The 20226-nt window shown below is 22.7% G+C and carries 12 protein-coding genes, 1 tRNA gene and 1 pseudogene; 12 read left to right on the top strand and 2 right to left on the bottom strand.

Translation table 11 applies throughout. The annotated features are described in order from the left end of the window. Positions 1–866: 866 nt before the first annotated feature. From secG to AB4W63_RS01480, 9 genes and pseudogenes are all read left to right on the top strand, one after another. Positions 867–1154 (top strand): preprotein translocase subunit SecG, encoded by a 288-nt coding sequence (gene secG, locus AB4W63_RS01520; RefSeq protein WP_367680843.1) that lies wholly within the window; start codon positions 867–869, stop codon positions 1152–1154. 71 nt (positions 1155–1225) lie between these two features. Next, positions 1226–1312 (top strand) — tRNA-Leu (locus tag AB4W63_RS01515). Between the two features lie 459 nt (positions 1313–1771). Next, a pseudogene (gene nusA, locus AB4W63_RS01510) lies at positions 1772–2992 on the top strand (transcription termination factor NusA); the annotation flags it as partial. A gap of 243 nt (positions 2993–3235) precedes the next feature. Then, positions 3236–5806: a translation initiation factor IF-2 gene (infB, locus tag AB4W63_RS01505; RefSeq protein ID WP_367680842.1), complete on the top strand. Its 2571-nt coding sequence runs from the start codon at positions 3236–3238 to the stop codon at positions 5804–5806. Positions 5807–5938: 132 nt separating this feature from the next. Continuing rightward, complete coding sequence (rbfA, locus tag AB4W63_RS01500; RefSeq protein WP_367680841.1) at positions 5939–6301, top strand: 30S ribosome-binding factor RbfA; 363 nt, start codon at positions 5939–5941, stop codon at positions 6299–6301. A 33-nt stretch (positions 6302–6334) separates the two neighbouring features. Beyond that, the gene (gene truB, locus AB4W63_RS01495; protein WP_367680840.1) at positions 6335–7273 is read left to right on the top strand and encodes a tRNA pseudouridine(55) synthase TruB; all 939 of its coding nucleotides are present in this window, start codon (positions 6335–6337) and stop codon (positions 7271–7273) included. 109 nt (positions 7274–7382) lie between these two features. After that, on the top strand, positions 7383–7652 hold the full coding sequence (gene rpsO, locus AB4W63_RS01490; RefSeq protein WP_367680839.1) for a 30S ribosomal protein S15: 270 nt from the start codon (positions 7383–7385) through the stop codon (positions 7650–7652). A gap of 172 nt (positions 7653–7824) precedes the next feature. Continuing rightward, positions 7825–9924 (top strand): polyribonucleotide nucleotidyltransferase, encoded by a 2100-nt coding sequence (pnp, locus tag AB4W63_RS01485; RefSeq protein WP_367680838.1) that lies wholly within the window; start codon positions 7825–7827, stop codon positions 9922–9924. 504 nt (positions 9925–10428) lie between these two features. Next, complete coding sequence (locus tag AB4W63_RS01480) at positions 10429–12186, top strand: DEAD/DEAH box helicase (protein ID WP_367680837.1); 1758 nt, start codon at positions 10429–10431, stop codon at positions 12184–12186. A gap of 101 nt (positions 12187–12287) precedes the next feature. Here AB4W63_RS01480 and AB4W63_RS01475 read toward each other — a convergent pair whose 3' ends face one another. Both AB4W63_RS01475 and argF read right to left on the bottom strand, forming a co-directional pair. Next, positions 12288–12677 (bottom strand): Rid family detoxifying hydrolase, encoded by a 390-nt coding sequence (locus AB4W63_RS01475; protein WP_367680836.1) that lies wholly within the window; start codon positions 12675–12677, stop codon positions 12288–12290. Positions 12678–12833: 156 nt separating this feature from the next. Further along, the gene (argF, locus tag AB4W63_RS01470) at positions 12834–13850 is read right to left on the bottom strand and encodes an ornithine carbamoyltransferase (RefSeq protein ID WP_367680835.1); all 1017 of its coding nucleotides are present in this window, start codon (positions 13848–13850) and stop codon (positions 12834–12836) included. A gap of 346 nt (positions 13851–14196) precedes the next feature. Between argF and AB4W63_RS01465 the strand changes: the two genes are divergently transcribed. The 3 genes from AB4W63_RS01465 to AB4W63_RS01455 all read left to right on the top strand — a co-directional run bounded on the left by AB4W63_RS01465 (position 14197) and on the right by AB4W63_RS01455 (position 19803). Continuing rightward, positions 14197–15699, top strand: coding sequence for a leucyl aminopeptidase (locus tag AB4W63_RS01465; RefSeq protein ID WP_367680834.1), 1503 nt, complete (start codon positions 14197–14199; stop codon positions 15697–15699). A 178-nt stretch (positions 15700–15877) separates the two neighbouring features. Further along, positions 15878–18721 carry a valine--tRNA ligase gene (locus AB4W63_RS01460; RefSeq protein WP_367680833.1) on the top strand — a complete coding sequence of 948 codons (2844 nt, stop codon included), beginning with the start codon at positions 15878–15880 and terminating at the stop codon, positions 18719–18721. Between the two features lie 125 nt (positions 18722–18846). Then, a complete protein-coding gene (locus AB4W63_RS01455) occupies positions 18847–19803 on the top strand; it encodes a rhodanese-related sulfurtransferase (protein WP_367680832.1) in 957 nt (318 codons plus the stop codon). Positions 19804–20226 lie beyond the last annotated feature (423 nt).

The following is a 20226-nucleotide window of genomic DNA, read 5'->3' as shown; positions in this document are numbered from 1 at the left end:
AATCTTTTAAGATTTTTTATCTATATAAAATTAGTAGTCTAAACCGTTATTTATGCAAAATACGTTAAATGTATTTAATATTTATGAAAATAAATATTGTATATCTACTTATATATAGAACTCATCTTCTTAAGATTAATATTTTTTTTTACTTTTATAATTTTATTGTAACTATATTAACAAAAACAGCATTTATATAATAACTTTATTAAATTAAATTAAAATAATTAATATGAATTTAAAGTTATATAACAAATTTATATTTAAATAACCAAAAATAAGTATTTTTTGTAAAAGTTTTAGAATAAACAAAAGATTGAATTTTTTTAAAATAAAAAAATCATATACACTTATTATTCTTAATATTTATTTAATTTTATTAATTTATATCCAACATTTTGTTTTATTTCTTATAAAGAAATTATAATATAATTATATTATTTACTAAACATGACATTATTTTATTAAGTATATAAATACTATTGTACAACTAAAGTTTTACGTATTAGTTATAATTTATAATTACAAAAAAAACCTTTACTATATATAGAAAATAATTTAAAGCGACGAAATAAATTGTCTTATAAAAATAGTGGTTAAACCTATTACAGTTTTATCATTTAAACCTTAAATAATATATATCAATCAGTATTGATTTTTAAATTTAAAAAATAATTACTATTTAAATTATATGTTTATATTTGTTCACTTTTATAATTATTTTTTTAAAAATTGTTTTTTAAAAGAAATTGTATTTGCTAGATAAATACTCAATTATTTAATAATATATACTCACAGTATTAATTATATTGTATAATAAAAGTTAAGATATAAAAAATAAAATACGCTATTCTGCAGGATATTTTATGTATCAATTTATGTTTTGTTTATTTATGTTAACATCACTTTTTTTAATTGTTTTTATCATGTTGCAAGAAGGAACAAGTATAGACAAATCTTATGATTTAAATTCTTCTTCCATATTCAATATTTTTAGCAATAATGGCAATACTAATCAATTTATATTAAAAATTACAGTTTTCTTATCAATAATGTTTTTTATATTAAATATTGTATTATCTAATTTAAGTATTAAACATAAAACCAATATGAAGCACCTGAATAAAGATATAAATCATATTGTTCATATATAAAAGATATTTATTTTTATAGCCATACACACGTATATATGTTTAAGTGATACAAATTATTTATTTTTTAAATTGCCGAGGTGGTGAAATCTGGTATACACGCTACTTTGAGGGAGTAGTACCTTAATATAGGTGTACGGGTTCGATTCCCGTTCTCGGCATAATTTTTTTGTCTGTTTGATAAATAAGATTAAATATATAATATATATATATATCTTTTTTATATTTAGTAAACTAAAACAATAAAACGTTTAAAAAAGAACTATTGATATAATTTATTAAGAAAAAAAATCTAGAATTTATAAAAAAGCCCCGAAAAAACGGGGTTTTTTATTATTATACAATCATTTTAACAAAAATTATTTTTATATATACATAAGTTTATATATTAAAAAAAAGTTCTTATTATTCAATATAAATATTTTTTTAAAAAAAATTTTTTATATTTTTTATATCTTGCTCAATTATTATGTTTAAAAAAAATTTGTTAATAACCAATAAGAATTATTTTGTATATAAATTTATTATAGTAAATTATTTAAAATTTAAACAATTAAAATATTAAGAAAAGCATGAATTTATCTTTAGTAAAAAATAATTTAATTTGAGAAAATTTAAAAATGAATAAAGAAATTTTAGCGGTTGTAGAAGCTGTTTCTAATGAAAAATCACTTCCTCGTGAAATAATATTTGAAACGTTAGAACTAGCATTAGCCACTGCTACTAAAAAAAAATATGAACAAGAGATAGAAGTTCGAGTGAGTATAAATAGAAAAAATGGAAGTTTTCTTACTTTCAGAAGATGGTTAATTGTTAACCATGTTTGTTATCCAACAAAAGAAATTACAATAGAAGCTGCTAGATTAGATGATCCTACTCTTCAATTAGGTTCTTATGTAGAAGATATTATTTCTTCTGTGACTTTTGATAGGATAACTACTCAAACAGCTAAACAAGTTATTGTACAAAAAGTACGTGAAGCTGAAAGAATGATGATAGTTGAAGGATTCAGAGAAAAAATTGGTAATATTGTTACTGGAATAGTAAAAAAAATAAATAGAGAAAGTATTTCTCTAGACTTAGGAAACGGTGCTGAAGCATTAATTATACGAGAAGAAATGCTTCCTAGAGAAAACTTTAGACCTGGAGATAGAATAAGAGGGATACTTTATAATATAAATTTAGAGTCAAAAGGAGCACAATTATTTGTAAGTAGATCACAAATAACTATGTTAACTGAGCTTTTTCGAATAGAAGTACCAGAAATAGGAGAAGGTATTATTGAAATAAAAGCAGCTACTCGAGATCCAGGATCTAGAGCTAAAATTGCTGTAAAAACTAACGATACACGAATAGATCCTGTCGGTGCATGTGTTGGGATGAGAGGAGCCCGAGTTCAAGCAGTTTCTGAAGAATTATGTGGTGAAAGAATAGACATTGTTTTATGGGACAAAGATCCGGTTCAATTTGTTATCAACGCTATGTCTCCAGCAGAAGTATCTTCTATTGTAGCAGATGAAAACTCTAATATAATGGATGTAGCTGTAATTAATGAAAATCTTGCTCAAGCTATAGGAAGAAACGGACAAAACGTTCGACTAGCCTCTCAATTAAGTGGTTGGGAATTAAATATAATGACGGTAGACGAATTAAATATAAAAAAAACAGAAGAAAAAAAAAACATAATTAATTTATTTAAAAAAAAAATAAATTTACAAGAGAACATTTCTGAACTATTAATTCAACATGGATTTTCTTCTATTGAAGAATTAGCTTATGTAGAATTACATGAATGGTCTAACATTCAAGGAATAGAATTAGATGTTGCTAAAAAAATTCAATCAAATGCGATTAAATATTTAAAAAAAACTGATAAAAAAAGAATAAATAAATAAATATTAATCTAAGAATTTTAATAAAAAAATTATAATTTGAAATTAGAAAATAAACATTTTAGATTAAAGAATATAAACAATAAATTTTTATTTATAAAAATCTATTAAAATTAAATACATATTGAACAAGAATATATTTTGATTAAATTTTATTAATTTCTAATTGTAAATTTTAAGATAAGAGAAAATATGAATAAAATTACTTTAAATACATTTTCAAAAGAGATTAATTTATCGATAGATCGAATAATTCAAATTTTTAAAAAAATAGGAATTGTTAAAAATAATAAAGATGTAATCGATAATACAGAAAAAACAATGTTTTTAAAATTTATTAAAAACGAATCAGTACATAAAAAGAATACTTTTACATTAAAAAGAAAAGTTCACAGTATATTAAATGTTTCTAATAGTAATGGTAAAACTAAAACTGTAAAAATAGAGTTTAGAAGAAAACAAAATATATTTGATAAAAAAAATACTAATAATGTTAAAAAAAATGAAAAAAAATATTTTCAAAAAAACATTATTTTAGATTCTAAAAAGAATAAGAATAATATTCTTGTTTCTAAGAAAGTAATAGATACTAAAAAAAACAATACTCAAAATTCTGAAAACGTTTTAATTTCTGATGAAAAAGATTCTAAAAAACTACAAAAATATTCAAAAAAAAAATTTAAACTTAACAAAGTTAACACTGTAACAAGAAAAAAACCTATAGACGATAAAATTAATAAAATAAAAAAAAACAAAATAGAAAAAAACAATAATTTAAAATCTTTTATAAATAATAATAAATTCAATATTAATCTAGATAAAAACAATTCCGCTAAAAACAATTCTAAGGTAAAAAAAAAATTATTTATATCAAAAAAAAATAAAAAACCCGTAAATAATATAGAAAATAAAAATTTAAATAAAAAAAATGCTCAAATCCTGTCTAAAAATAAAAATATAAAAGAACATTTAACACCATTACATGGATTCAAAAAACCATTAAAAATTATAAAAAGGAACATTATAATAAGAGAAAAAATTACTATACATGAACTATCTAATAAAATGGCAACAAAAAAAAACAAAGTGTTACAAGTAGCAAAAGAACTAGGTATTTCATTTAAAAATAATGAAATAATTGATCAAGATATAGCTCAATTAATTGCTGAAGAAATGGGGCATAAAGTAATAATAAAAAAAGCAAACTATTTAGAAGAATCATTATTAAATAAAGAAAAATTAGGAAATCAAAAGTTAATAATAAGACCTCCTATAGTCACAATTATGGGACATGTAGATCATGGTAAAACAACTCTGTTAGATTGTATACGAAAAATTAACACTGTTGACAAAGAAGCAGGAGGAATAACTCAACATATTGGAGCTTATAATGTCAAAGTTAATGAAATAAACACTATAACTTTCTTGGATACTCCTGGACATGCAGCATTTACAGCTATGAGAGCTAGAGGTGCTAACATAACAGATATAGTAATTTTAATAATTGCTGCTGATGATGGAGTTAAACCTCAGACAATAGAAGCTATTCAACATGCTAAAGCAGCAAAATCACCTATTATCATAGTTATAAATAAAATTGATAAATCTGATTCTAATCCAAAAAAAATACAAAAAGAACTCATAAAACACAATATTGTTTCAGAAGAATGGGGTGGAGAAACTATGTTTGTTAAAATTTCTTCTAAAACAGGAGAAGGTATACCAAATTTATTAGATGCTATCCTACTTCAAGCTGAGATGTTAGAACTAAAAGCATCATCTTGCGGATTAGCTGAAGGAATAGTTTTAGAATCTTTCTTAGATAAAGGATTAGGTCCAGTCGCTACTATTTTAATAAGAGAAGGAGTATTAAAAAAAGGAAACATTGTATTATGTGGTTGTACTTATGGAAAAATTAAAGTTATAAAAAATGAAGCAAGTAAATTAGTTAAATATGCTAAACCTTCTATTCCAGTTCAAATATTTGGTCTATCTGATATACCTATATCTGGAGATAAAATTAATGTTGTTAAAAATGAAAAACAAGCTAAGGAAATTGCTTTATACAGACAAAAAAAATTACAAGAATATAAATTGTCTAAAGAAAAATTTTTAACATTAGATACTATCTTTAATAATTTAAATAAAAAAACTAATTTAGGATTAAATTTAATTTTAAAATCAGACACGCAAGGTTCTTTAGAAGCGATTAAAACAGCATTGCAAAAAGTTTCTACTGAAACTACAAAAATAAAAATTGTAGGATCAGGAGTAGGTGGAATAAAAGAAACAGACGTATCTCTAGCTATTGCTTCTAAATCCATTATTATAGGTTTTAATGTTAGAGCAAATTCTTTATCTAAAAAATTAATTCAATTAGAAAAAGTAGATATTAGGTATTATTCTGTTATTTATGATTTATTAGACGCTATAAAAATTTCTGTTAATGAATTATTAATTCCAAAAAAAGTTCAAAAAATTATTGGATTAGCCACTGTAAGAAATATATTCAAATCACCAAAATTTGGAACAATCGCAGGATGCATGGTTACGAGTGGAATAATAAAACGACATTGTTCTACAAATATTCTAAGAGATAGTAAAGTAATATACACAGGAGAGTTAGAATCACTTAGAAGATTTAAAGATGATGTTATTGAAGTAAGAAACGGAGTAGAATGTGGAATTGGTGTAAAAAACTATAACGATATTCGCGTTAATGATATAATAGAGGTATTTCAATTAACAGAAACAAACTTATAAATTTTTATTTTTTTAATTTTTTAATTTTTTTAATATATTTAAACCACACAAAGTATATCTATAATTTATTATAATAAATTATTAGTTGTATATTTCAGTAAAATAGTAAAATAACTATAATTTAATACAATTATGAATGGAAAACATTACCGATCAATACGCATTTCAGAAATCTTAAAAAAAGAAATTTCTTATATTTTTTTAAAAAAAATTAACGATCCACGAATTATAAATTCTATGTTAACTATTTTAGATATAACACTGTCAAAAGACTTATTTAATGCTAATGTATATATTGGTTTTATAACAGAAAATAATAAAAACATTTGCAATAAAACTATTAAAATAATTCAAAATTGTTCTGGATATGTTAGATTATTACTATCAAAAAAAATACAATTAAGAATCATTCCAATATTGAATTTTAAACACGATACTTCTTTTTCAACAGGTAATTACATTAGCAATATAATAAATCAAATAAAGAAAAAATAATTTAATTTATTAAAAATATTCATAAGGTGTTTAATGTCTGCTTTAATAATATATCGATCTGTAAATGGAATATTACTTTTAGATAAACCATGTGGATATTCATCAAATAATATTTTGCAAAAAGTAAAAAAAATTTTTTGTGCTAAAAAAGCAGGACATACTGGATCTTTAGACCCGATTGCTTCAGGAATGTTACCTATTTGTTTTGGAGAAGCTACAAAAATTGCACAATATTTACTAAACTCAAATAAAACTTATCATGTAATTTTTAAATTAGGTCAAAGTACTTCAACATTTGATTCTGAAGGAGAAGTATTATTAATACGGAAAATAAACGTAAATGATCAAAAAATAAGAAAAGTTTTAAATCAATTTACTGGATATACCTATCAGATACCACCAATGTATTCAGCTATAAAATATAAAGGTAAACCATTATATTTTTACGCACGAAAAAATATTTTTATAAACAGAAAAAAAAGATTAGTACATATTAGTGATATCCAGTATATAAATAATAAGAACAATCTTATAGAAATAAAGCTTAGTTGTTCTAAAGGAACTTACATCCGTTCTTTAATTCATGATATAGGAGAAAAATTAAAATGTGGTGCTCATATAGTCTTTTTAAGAAGACTAAAAATAGCACATTATATAGAATCTGATTTAATAAATTTTAATTTACTACAAAAGTTAAAAAATAACTTTAAAAATTTAATTTCTCCTTCTATATTTTATAAGAAAATAGATAGACTTTTAATTTCAATAGACTCTGCTTTATATCATCTAAATGAAATAGTTTTAAATTCTGAAGAAGAACGTTTATTTAAGAATGGAAATAACATATTTCTAAAAAAAAATAATACTTTTAATGGAATAATAAGAGTAAAATCAGAAAAAAAAAAGATACTAATAGGTATTGGATTTATAAAAGATAAAACTGTTCTTTTTCCAAAAAGAATAATATTCTAATTTTACAAGTTTAACAAAATTAAAAATATTTAATTTAAAATTATTTTTCTTAAATAGTGAATATTTTAGTTAAATATAAATTTTATTATTAAGTATGGAAAATTTATATATGTCAATAACAGCTAGAAAAAAACAACAAATTATCACACAATTTGGAAAAAATGAAAAAGATAGTGGACGTTCAATAGTTCAAGTAGCTTTATTAACTGAAAGAATAAATCAACTGCAAAATCATTTTTCTTTACACAAAAAAGATCATTCTGGAAGAAGAGGACTTATAAAGATAATATCTTATCGTAGAAAATTACTTAAATATTTAAAAATAAATTATTTAGATCAATATCATCTAATAATTAATAAATTATCTTTACGTCACTAAGCTAAAGTAATATTTTTGATGAAATACTCCTTTAAAAGGGCTCCAAATAGCCCTTTTTTAATTCTAATAAAATTATTTGTACGTTTATAATAAGTTATACAGTGTAAAATATGTTTTTATAATTCAATTTAAATTATATATTCAATCTTATTTAATTTTAAGGATACTAGTTTTGTTAAATCCAATTTTCCATAAGTTTCAATATGGACAACATACAATCAGTTTAGAAACAGGATTAATTGCCCGACAAGCTACTTCTTCTGTTTTAATAAATATGGATGGTACTGTTGTATTAATTACTATCGTAGAAAAAGAATCTTCTACACTAATAGATAGAAATTTTATTCCTTTATCAGTTAATTATCAAGAAAGAACATATGCAGCAGGTCGTATACCAGGAGGATTTTTTAGAAGAGAAGGAAGGCCAAGTGAAAACGAAATATTAATTGCTCGTTTAATTGATAGACCAATTCGTCCTTTATTTAAAAAAGGGTTTTCAAATGAAGTGCAAATAATTGCTACAGTTTTATCTCTAAATCCAGAAGTAAATCCAGATTTAGCAGCTATTATTGGAACTTCCACTGCTCTTACTCTGTCTAACATTCCTTTTCAAGGACCTATAGGAATTGCAAGAATAGGACTCGTTAATAATGAATATGTACTAAATCCTTCAACTACAGTAATAAAATTAAGCGAATTAGATTTAGTCGTTTCAGCAACTAATAAATCTGTAGTTATGATTGAATCTGAATCAAATATGCTATCTGAGAAAAAAATTCTAAACGCTATTAAATTTGGGTTTAAAGAACAAAAAATATTGATTAAAAATATTTTAATATTTGCAAAAAAAAATAAAATAATTAAAAATTATAACACTCATTCATTGCATGAATACGATCAAGTTTTATATTCGACAATAAAGAAAATAATAGAAATACCTATTAAAAATATTTTTTTTAAATCAAAAAAAGCTGAAAAAACAGAAAAGTTAAATACATTAAAATGTAACTTATTTAAAATTTTAAAAAATAAAGAATTAATATTTGAAGATTTAATTATTGAAAATATATATACAGATATTTTAAAAAAGACTATTCGAAAAAAAATATTAAAAGAACAAATAAGAACTGACGGAAGATCAAAAAAATCTATTCGAAAAATAAACATTAAGACTGGACTATTACCAAGGGTGCATGGATCAGCTTTATTTACTAGAGGAGATACTCAAGCTTTAGTATCTATCACTTTAGGAACGTCCCGTGATGCGCAAAACATAGATGAATTAATCGGAGACCGAACTGATAACTTTTTATTTCATTATAATTTTCCTCCTTATTCAGTTGGAGAAATAGGAGTAATAGGATCACCAAAAAGAAGAGAAATTGGACATGGAAAATTAGCTAAACGAAGTTTACTATCTGTAATGCCTAAAATAAATCAATTTCCATATACTATTAGAGTTGTTTCTGAAATTACTGAATCTAACGGATCATCTTCAATGGCTTCAGTATGTGGTGCTTCTTTAGCATTAATGGACGCCGGTGTACCAATAAAATCAGGAATAGCAGGAATAGCTATGGGACTGATAAAAGAAAAAAATAAATATATTATACTTTCAGATATTATTGGAGAAGAAGATTTTTTTGGAGATATGGATTTTAAAATATCTGGAAATGATATAGGAATAACAGCACTACAAATGGATATGAAAATCAATGGAATAAACCAAAAAATTATTGAAGAAACATTATATCAAGCAAAAGAGGCTCGTTTAAAAATCTTAAAGACAATGAATGAATCAATAAATATTCCAAAAAAAGAAATATCGATATATGCTCCTAGAATTTATACAATTAAAATAAATCCTGAGAAAATAAAAGATGTAATTGGAAAAGGAGGTTCAATTATTAGAATGTTAACAGAAGAAACAGGTACAACTATAGAAATAGAAGATAGTGGAATGATAAAAATATCTTCTGCTTTACAAGAAAAAGCTATTCATGCTATTCGAAGAATTAAAGAAATTACAGCTGAAATTATAGTTGGAAAGATTTACCCTGGAAGAGTTATACGTATTGTAGATTTTGGAGCTTTTGTATCTATCGGAATAGGAAAAGAAGGATTAGTACATATATCGCAAATAGATAAAAATCATGTAGAAAAAGTTTCTGACCATCTGCATTTAAATCAAATAGTTCAAGTAAAAGTCTTAGAACTTGACAAACAAGGAAGATTACGACTAAGTATTAAAGCTGCAAATAGTACAATATAAAATTACACAAATAATACGCATTGATCTATTCCATCTATTTATCTATTGAAATATATAAAAAATTATATTTTTTAATAAAAACAATTATTATTTGTAATAGTTACTCACATTAATCAATTTAAAGCATCAAATGTCTAGACAAATTTAAATTTTAATTTCTTATTTTTAATAGTAATAAGAAAAATTCTATTTAATAATTTTATATTAATGTTTAGAATTAAATAAAAGAATGATTTCATATTTAAAATTTACTGTAAATTTAAAAAAATATTTATTTTAAAATATATTATTACTATTTTTAATATGTTAATATTAAAGATATATTTTTATAAAAAACCAGATTTTATTACTAAATATTAATTATTAATAATATTAGTAATATTATTTTTGTCAGTTAGCATTATTTAATTAAAGCTGGTTCACATTATTCAATGAAAAATAAAAAATTTTATTTTGATGATTTGTGTAAGCTAGCCGCCGTAAATAAAGAGGCATAAGTATTACATGACTCATATCGAAACATCATTTTTAAAACTTGGTTTAAATACTAATTTAATTAAATCTCTACATGAAATGGGATACACAAAACCTTCTCCTATTCAATTTTCTTGCATTCCTTATTTATTAAAAAACTATGACGTTTTAGGAATGGCTCAAACTGGAAGCGGAAAAACTGCTGCTTTTTCTTTACCATTATTACAAAATCTAGACTTACTTTTAAAATTTCCTCAAGTTTTGGTTTTAACTCCAACTAGAGAATTAGCAGTGCAAGTGTCAGAAGCATTTTTAGCATTTTCAAAATATATTAAAGGAGTACAAATATTAGCTTTGTATGGCGGTCAAAAATATGAAAACCAGTTAAGATCCTTAAAAAAAGGCCCGCATATAGTAGTAGGAACACCAGGGAGACTTTTGGATCATCTAAAACGAGGAACTCTTAACTTATCAAGATTAAAAAGTTTAGTTTTAGATGAAGCTGATGAAATGTTAAGAATGGGATTTATTGAAGATGTAGAAAACATTATGGCTAAAATCCCAAAAAACCATCAAACCGCTTTATTTTCTGCAACTATGCCTGATGCTATTCGAAAAATTTCTAAAAGATTTATGAAACATCCAAAAGAAATATACATAAAATCCAATATTACTAATAAACCCGATATAGAACAAAGCTATTGGATTGTTAATGTAAGAAAAACAGAAGGACTTATTCGATTTTTAGAAGTAGAAGAATTTTTGTCTGCTCTAATATTTGTTAGAACTAAAAATGCAACTTTAGAAGTTTCTGAATCTCTTGAAAAACATGGATATAATAGCGCAGCATTAAACGGCGATATGAACCAAGCTCTTCGAGAACAAACTTTAGAAAAATTAAGAACTGGTAGACTAGATATATTAATTGCTACAGATGTAGCAGCTAGAGGTTTAGATGTAGATAGATTAAATCTAGTAATTAACTATGATATTCCTATGGATGTAGAATCATATGTGCATCGAATAGGACGAACTGGAAGAGCAGGAAGAACTGGAAAAGCTTTACTTTTTGTAGAACACAGAGAAAAAAGACTGTTGAGAAATATCGAAAGAATAACAAAATCAAAAATTTTTGAAACAAAGTTACCTAACAACTCGTTATTAACAGAAAAAAGATTACAAAAAATTAATTTAAAAATAGAAAAACAGCTAAATAGTAAAGATTTAGTAGATTATCAATCAATATTAAAAAAGCTAAAATGTTTTGAACATATTACCATTGAAAAATTAGCTGCAGCTTTACTTAAAATGGCTCAAGGGAGAAGAGTACTAATCATAAAATCTGAACCATTATATAAAAGTAACAAATTTCTAACTTTAAAAAATAGTACAAAAACATTTAATAATTTTAAGAGAAGTAAATTTAAAAAAGAAAAAAATGTGCTAATGAATCTTTATAAAATTGATGTTGGAAGAAACGATGGAGTAGAAGTACGACATATAGTAGGTGCAATTGCAAATGAAGGAAATTTAAGTAGCAAAGATATAGGAAACGTAAGACTTTTTCCAATTCATTCTACAATTGAATTACCTATGTCTTTACCTACAAAAACATTGAATTTTTTTTCTAAAACACGTATTTTAAACAAGTTTATTAATATAAGACTTATTTCTAATAACAAAAATTTTAAATTGAAAAAACATAATGAAAAAAATCGTTTTTCGAATAAAAAATCTTTTTTGAAATATGTTCCTGAACGAAAAAAATTAAGTAGACGTAGAACTTAATAAGGTTTAATAATTTTATTTTTTCAAGTTAAAAATATATAGTTTATGCCACATAGTGGCATATATATATTATAGTATGTGAATACTTTTAATACTGAAATTCATAAGTTTTTCATCGCAATAGCTTCAATTTCTATATTAGCATCGTATGGTAATTTTGCTACTTGAACACAAGATCTCGTAGGAAATTGAGAATTATGGTTTAAAAAAAATTTTTCATATGCTATGTTTATTTTTTTTAAATCATGTATATCGGTAACATATATTGTAGTTTTAATAATATTATTAACCTTAAATTCTCCTTCTTGTAAAATATAATTTATATTATTTAAAATGAACATTGTTTCTTCAGTTATATTTTTAGTTGAAGACTCAGGTTTTTTATTTAATCCAATTTGTCCAGATATAAACATCATATTATTAAATATAGATCCTTGAACATATGGTCCTAATGGACTTATTACTTTATTAGTATGTATTGTTTTAAACATATAGAATCCTAATTCTAAGAGTTTAAAAAAAAATAATATATATTTAATGATTTTAAAGATTGTTTTAAAATTCATAAATACATATTAATCGTTATTTAAATAATTTTTTTTTAAAAATTACTTATTAAGTTTCTTAATTATACATTAATTTAGCTTTTAATTAATCGTTTTAATTAAACTTAGTATTAATAAAGATTTAATAGTATGTAATTTATTTTCTGATTGTCTAAAAATAATTTCTTTGTTTTTTTCAAAAACATCGTTTGTAATCTCTATACCATTATTTAAATTATATGAAGAATATATACTTCTAGATAACACGGTTTTTTTGTCGTGTAAAGCAGGAAGACAATGTAACACTTTTACATTTTTATTATTAGTTAACGTTAACAATTTTTCATTTACTTGATATTCATATAAACAATCAATAGTCTTAGTCCACTTATCATTGTCATCACCCATAGATAGCCATACATCCGTATATACATAATCTACATTTTTTAATCCTAAATCAATATTATCAGTAAATAAAATGTTTTTACTTTTTTTAATTAAATCATCTATATGTTTATTTTCTTTCATTGTTTTTTTTAAATATTTTTTTGGAGATATTACACGAAAATCAAATTGATATAATAGAGACATTTCTATTAAACTATTTGAAATATTATTACTAGAATCTCCTATATAGGCTAATTTAATGTCAGATAACGATTTAAAATTATGGAGGTCTTCTTTTATAGTTAACATATCTGCTAATATTTGAGTTGGATGATGTTGTTTTGTCAATCCGTTCCACACAGGAACATAAGAAAATGATGCTAATTCATCAACATTACTATGATCTATTCCTCTAAAAAATATGCCATCATATATTGACGTTAAAGTTCTAGATGTATCTTTAATAGATTCTTTATATCCTATATGTGAATTTTTAGATTCTAAATATGTAGTATTCGCTCCTTGATTAAAAGCAGCAATTTCTATTGCACATCTTGTGCGCGTAGATTCTTTTTCGAAAATTAATACAATGTTTTTTCCTCTTAAATATTTTTTTTCATCATTTTTTTTTTTTTTTACTTTTAATTTTTGTGCTAAGTCTAACAATTTATTTATGTCAACTTTATTAAAATCTATTATTCTTAAAAAATTTTTTTTGTACATTCTGTTCATATAATTTATCTTCTAGTTTTTTAAAAGGAACATATACATATTTATTCGATATTTTATACTTTATGTACTTCCTAAATAATAACATCTATGTTTCAAAAAAAAAATGTACATACTTACATGTCTTAAAATCATGTATCTATAATATAGATATTTAATTTATTAAAAAAAAACTATATTTATTTTAATTAAAATAAATTTTTGTTTAAATTTTAATAAAATATTGTGAACATATGTAAATAATCATCGTATGAATCATCTTTAGTGTATTATACTACTAAATACAGGTTTATTAAAAAATTTTAAAAAAAATAATATATAATTTTTTTAAGTAAAAAATAGGATTAATATGAAGTGCTTTATTAAAGACAAAATATTAAATATACCAAACATAGAATCTATTATTATAGGAGTTTTTCAATCTAATAAGTTATCTTATTTTGCAAAAAAAATAGATGTAAAAAGCAACGGATATATTTCTAGTTTGATTAGATCAGAACCACAATTAAGTAAACCGGGAAATGGAGTTTTTTTATACAAAATTCCTAACATTAATTTTAAAAAAGTAATCTTAGTAGGATGTGGAGATAAAGATACTATAACTTATGAAACATATATAAAAATTATACATAAAAGTATAAATATATTGAAAACTATTGTTACACCCACTATTTTTTTTTCATTATTAGATTTAAATGTTAAAAGTTATAATTTGTATTGGAAAATAAGAATATTTATAGATATTATATATGATTCTTTTTATATTTTTAACAAATACAAAAAAAGTAATAAATATTTTAATTTAAAAAAAATTTATTTTACTTATATTTCGAAAAAAGAAAAAGAAATTGGAAAAAAAGCCATTAAACACAGTATAGCCATATCTATAGGAAAAAGTTATGCGAAAAATTTAGCTAATTGTCCTCCTAATATATGTAATCCAGCTTATTTAGTCACTTGCGCTAAACAATTAAAACATAAATATAAAAACACAATAAATGTAAGTGTTTTAAACGCTACAAAAATAAAAAATTTAGGAATGAATGCATATTTATCAGTCGGAAAAGGATCTAAAAATAAACCCTATATTTCTATTATAAAATATAAATCTATCAATGATGTTTTGAATAAAAAACCAATTATATTTTTAGGAAAAGGAGTTACTTTTGATTCTGGAGGTATTTCGATAAAATCTTCATACGCAATGGATGAAATGAAATATGATATGTGCGGAGCAGCAGCAGTATATGGAATTTTATTATCTGTAGCTCAATTAAACTTACCTATTAATATTATTGGAATTTTAGCTGGTAGTGAAAACATGCCGGATGGAAATTCATTTCGTCCGGGTGACATAATAAAAACTATGTCTGGAAAAACGGTGGAAATCATTAATACAGATGCAGAAGGACGATTACTACTATGTGATACACTTACTTATTTAGAAAAATATGATCCTGAAATAGTAATAGATGTTGCTACGTTAACTGGAGCATGTATAACAGCATTAGGAAAAAATGTTAGCGGTTTTATGACAAAAGATAAATTGTTATCTCAAGAACTAATAACGGCTTCTAATCAAACAAATGATAAAATATGGAGACTTCCTATGTTTGACGAATACTATGAAGAATTAAAATCAAATATTGCAGATTTAAGAAATGTTGGAAGTGGAACAGCCGGAGCTATAACTGCAGCTTGTTTTTTATCTCATTTTTCAAAAAAATACCGTTGGGCTCATTTGGATATTGCAGGAACAGCATGGACTTCTGGAAAGGAAAAAAGCGCTACTGGACGTCCTATAAACTTATTAATACAGTTTTTGTTAAATAGATGTAAATTATCACAATAACAATATGAGTTTATTATTCTTATGTTCTAAATTCTATACAACTCTATATTGCAAAAAAATTATTTTAAATAAATTTATATTTTTTATATTTTTTAAATTTTTAATGTTTAAAATATAATAAATAAAATTTATATTAAAAAATAAATTGCATATTAAAAATAAATATTAATAAATTACTATGAAAAATCAATATAATCCAAAATCAATTGAAGAAAAAATATATTCTTTTTGGGAAAAAAATAATTTTTTTAAACCTAATAATGACAAAAGCAAAAAAAGTTTTTGTATTATGATGCCACCTCCAAATGTAACTGGAAATTTACATATGGGTCATGCTTTCCAGCAGACATTAATGGACATTCTAGTACGTTATAATAGAATGAAAGGAAAAAATACTTTATGGCAAACGGGAACTGATCATGCTGGTATTGCTACTCAAATTATTATTCAAAAAAAAATAATTGAAGAAAAAGGTATATTTCCGAAAAATTACCGAAGAGAACAATTAACTAAAATCGCATGGAAATGGATAAAGAAAACAAAAAAAATCATAAATAATCAAATAAAAAGATTAGGTTGTTCAGTAGATTGGACAAGAGAACGTTTTACATTAGATCCAAAAATTTCAAAAGCTGTTCAAAAAGCATTTATAACATTGTATCATGATAAATTAATCTATAAAAAAAAACGTCTAGTAAATTGGGATACAACAGTAAAAACTGTTATTTCAGATTTAGAAATAGAATATCGTGAAATAAATAAAACGTTTTGGTATATAAAATATCCTATTTGTACAAACAACTCGCAAAATGTATCTTCAACTAATTTTATCGAAATAGCTACTACACGTCCTGAAACATTATTAGGCGATGTAGCTATAGCTATAAATCCATTAGACTCTAAAAATAACCACTTTATTGGAAAGAAAGCAGTTGTTCCAATAATAAATCGAATTATTCCTATAATTGGAGATCCTTCAATTAAGATAGATAAAGGTACTGGATGCGTAAAAATAACCCCAGGTCATAATTTTATAGACTATTCTATAGCAATAAAAAATAAATTACCTATAATTAACATTTTTTCTTCTTCTGGATATATTTTAGATATATTGAAATCATATGATTACTGTGGAAAAAAAATAGATATGGAATACTTAAAAACTCCTGATATATTTCGATATTTGACTATTCTTGAAGCAAGAAAAAAAATATTAACAGAAATAAAAAAATTAGGATTATTAACAAAGACTACCAATTTAAGAGGAAAAGAAGCATATAGTGACAGAAGCGGTTCTATTATAGAACCAATGTTAACAAGCCAATGGTATTTAAAAACTAATTCTCTATCAAAAAAAGCAATTTTAGCTGTAAAAAATGATTCTATTAAAATATTTCCTGAACAATATGCAAATATGTATTTTTCTTGGATGAATAATATTCAAGATTGGTGTATATCTCGTCAATTATGGTGGGGACACCGTATACCTATTTGGTACGACAAAGAAAAAAAAATGTATGTTGGAAAAAATGAAGAAGATATTAGAAAAAAATATTTAATTAAGCAATCTGTCACTTTAAAACAAGAAAAAGATGTATTGGATACTTGGTTTTCTTCAGCTTTATGGACTTTTTCAACTTTAGGTTGGCCTAAAAAAACGGAGGAATTAAAAACTTTTCATTCTACTAATGTACTAATAAGTGGATTTGATATTATATTTTTCTGGATAGCCAGAATGATCATGTTAACTTTATATTTTATAAAAGATAAATATGGAAATCCTCAAGTACCATTTAAGAAATTATATATTACTGGATTAATTAAAGACGAACAAGGATTAAAAATGTCAAAATCAAAAGGAAATGTCATAGATCCTTTAGATATGGTTGACGGAATCAATTTACCAGACTTAATTAAAAAAAGAACTAGTAATTTAATTAAATCTAATACATTAAATACTATTATAAATCTTACAAAGAAACAATTTCCATCAGGTATTAAAGCTATGGGTACAGATGCATTAAGATTTACTTTTTCTTCTATAGCATCTAATAATAGATTTATTAATTGGGATATGAATAAATTAAAAGGATATAGAAATTTTTGCAATAAACTATGGAATGCCAGTCGTTTTATTATTAATAAAATAAATCTATCTAAATTGAATATGTATAAAAAAAATATAGAAACAAAGTGCATTTTAAACAAGTGGATTAATGTTAAATTTAATAATTTAGTTAAACATTATGAAAACAATTTGAATAACTTTAGATTTGATATAGCTTCTAAAGCATTATATAATTTTTTGTGGAATTGTTTTTGTGATTGGTATTTAGAATGTTCTAAGCTTTTTATAAATAAAAATTTTTTTAATGACGAAAAAAAGTTAGAGATAGAATATACTTCTCTAAACATATTAGAAAAATTTTTAATCTTATCTCATCCTATTATTCCATTTATTACAGAAATAATTTGGAAGGAAATTAGCATTGCAAAAAAAATACCATTTACATCTATTATGTTACAACCGTTTCCGAAATTTAATTCTATATTAATAGATAAAAAATCTATCATAGAAATGCAATGGTTAAAATTAATTATAACTTCTGTTAGAAAAATTCGTTTAGAACTTAATATAAAAAAAAATATAAAAATATCTATGTATTTTCAGTCACATGATAAAATAGGAGAAAAAATAATTACAAAATATTCTAAATATTTATGTAAACTATCCAATTTAATGTATTTGAAAAATTTAAAAAATAAAAATAACAAGAATAATTATATACAAAAAATAATAAACAATATAACTTTTTATATTCCTGTAGAACATAAAGAAAAAGTTATATATAACAATGATCTATTAATAAAAAAATTGAATAAAATAAATTTAAAAATTAAAATTAGTAAAAAAAAATTATCTGATAAAAATTTTTTAAAAAAAGCTCCAAAAAACATTTTAATAAAAGAAAAAATATATTTATTGAAATTAAAAAATGAAAAAAATGAATTGTTAAGTTAAATATAATAAATTACTAATTTATTTTGTTTTTAAAAAGTAATTATCAGTTAGTACAAATTACTATGTTTGTACATATAAAAATATTTTAGATACAAAAACTTATGTTTAAAGTTATAAGGTAAATAATGAATTTTAAGCTAAATAATATTTTTTGCAGAAAAGATTTAAAAAAGAAAGAAGTTTATCTTCATCATTGTAGAATTACTATTTCGTTTTATAAATATTTTTACGTAGAAAATCCACTTCAAGTTAGAAATAAATTATATTTATACTTTTTCAAATGCAATGTTTTTGGAAGAATATATGTATCTATAGAAGGAATAAATGCACAAATAAGTATTCCTTACCGTAAATTTACTAAAGTAAAACACTTTATCTATAATTTACATAAAAAGTTGAAAAATGTGTATCTAAATATAGCTATAGATAATAAAAACTTATCTTTTTGGATGCTAAAAGTTAAAGTACGTAAAAAATTAGTGTCAGATGGAATTGATATTCCTAATTTTAATAATGAAAAAAAAGGAACATATTTAAATTATATGCAGGTAAATAAACATATAAATGATCCTAATACCATTTTTGTAGATGTTAGAAACGACTATGAATTTAATGTAGGTCATTTTAAAGGATCTATACGAATTCCAGGAAAAACATTTAAACAACAAATAAGTAATTCTGTTTCTTTTTTAAATAAATTTAAAAAAAAAAATATAGTTATGTATTGCACTGGAGGAATTCGTTGCGAAAAAGCAACATCTTGGATGTTGTTGAATGGATTTAAAAAAATTTATCATATTTTAGGAGGAATTATAAGATATGTAAATGATTCAAATAAAAAAAATTGTAAGATTAGTTTTTTAGGATCTAACTTTGTGTTCGATGAACGTATGATAGAAAAAATTACTCAAAAAGTTTTATCTTACTGTTACAATTGTAAAAAATCTAGTGATAAATATAGAAACTGCATTAATAATTTTTGCCATAAATTAATTATCCAATGCGATTCATGCGTTGATCAGTTAAAATCACATTGCTCTCTAATCTGTATGAACAACAATAATAATAAAGTTACTAAGTAAAACTTGTATAAATAGTATATACATATACATATACATATACATATACATATACATATACATATACATATACATATGTATATGTTAAGTTTATTAAAACAATTGTTTTATTTGTTTTTTTAAATTTACTCAACTTTCTTAATTTATAAATAGAAAAATATTTTTAAAAATTGAATTATTTTTAAACTTTTTTAGAAATAAAATATTTTTGATTAATTTGCAAAATTTTAAACAACATATACTAAAAAAATATATATCGTTTTTATTTTTATATATTCTTTGCATATACTTACTTATGTTAAATATATTGTAATATAATAATGTTTATTTACTGCATTTCTAGTATTAAATATCAATAAAATAATATTCTTTTATTTTTTTATATATATTTTCATTTTAAAAAATAATTATTTAATATTATTTTAA

It is taken from the genome of Buchnera aphidicola (Anoecia corni) (assembly GCF_964056675.1).
In the GTDB taxonomy this organism is placed as follows: domain Bacteria; phylum Pseudomonadota; class Gammaproteobacteria; order Enterobacterales; family Enterobacteriaceae; genus Buchnera_E; species Buchnera_E aphidicola_B.
The sequence above is the reverse complement of the archived record's forward strand: the minus strand, read 5'-3'. Positions and strand labels throughout refer to the sequence as shown.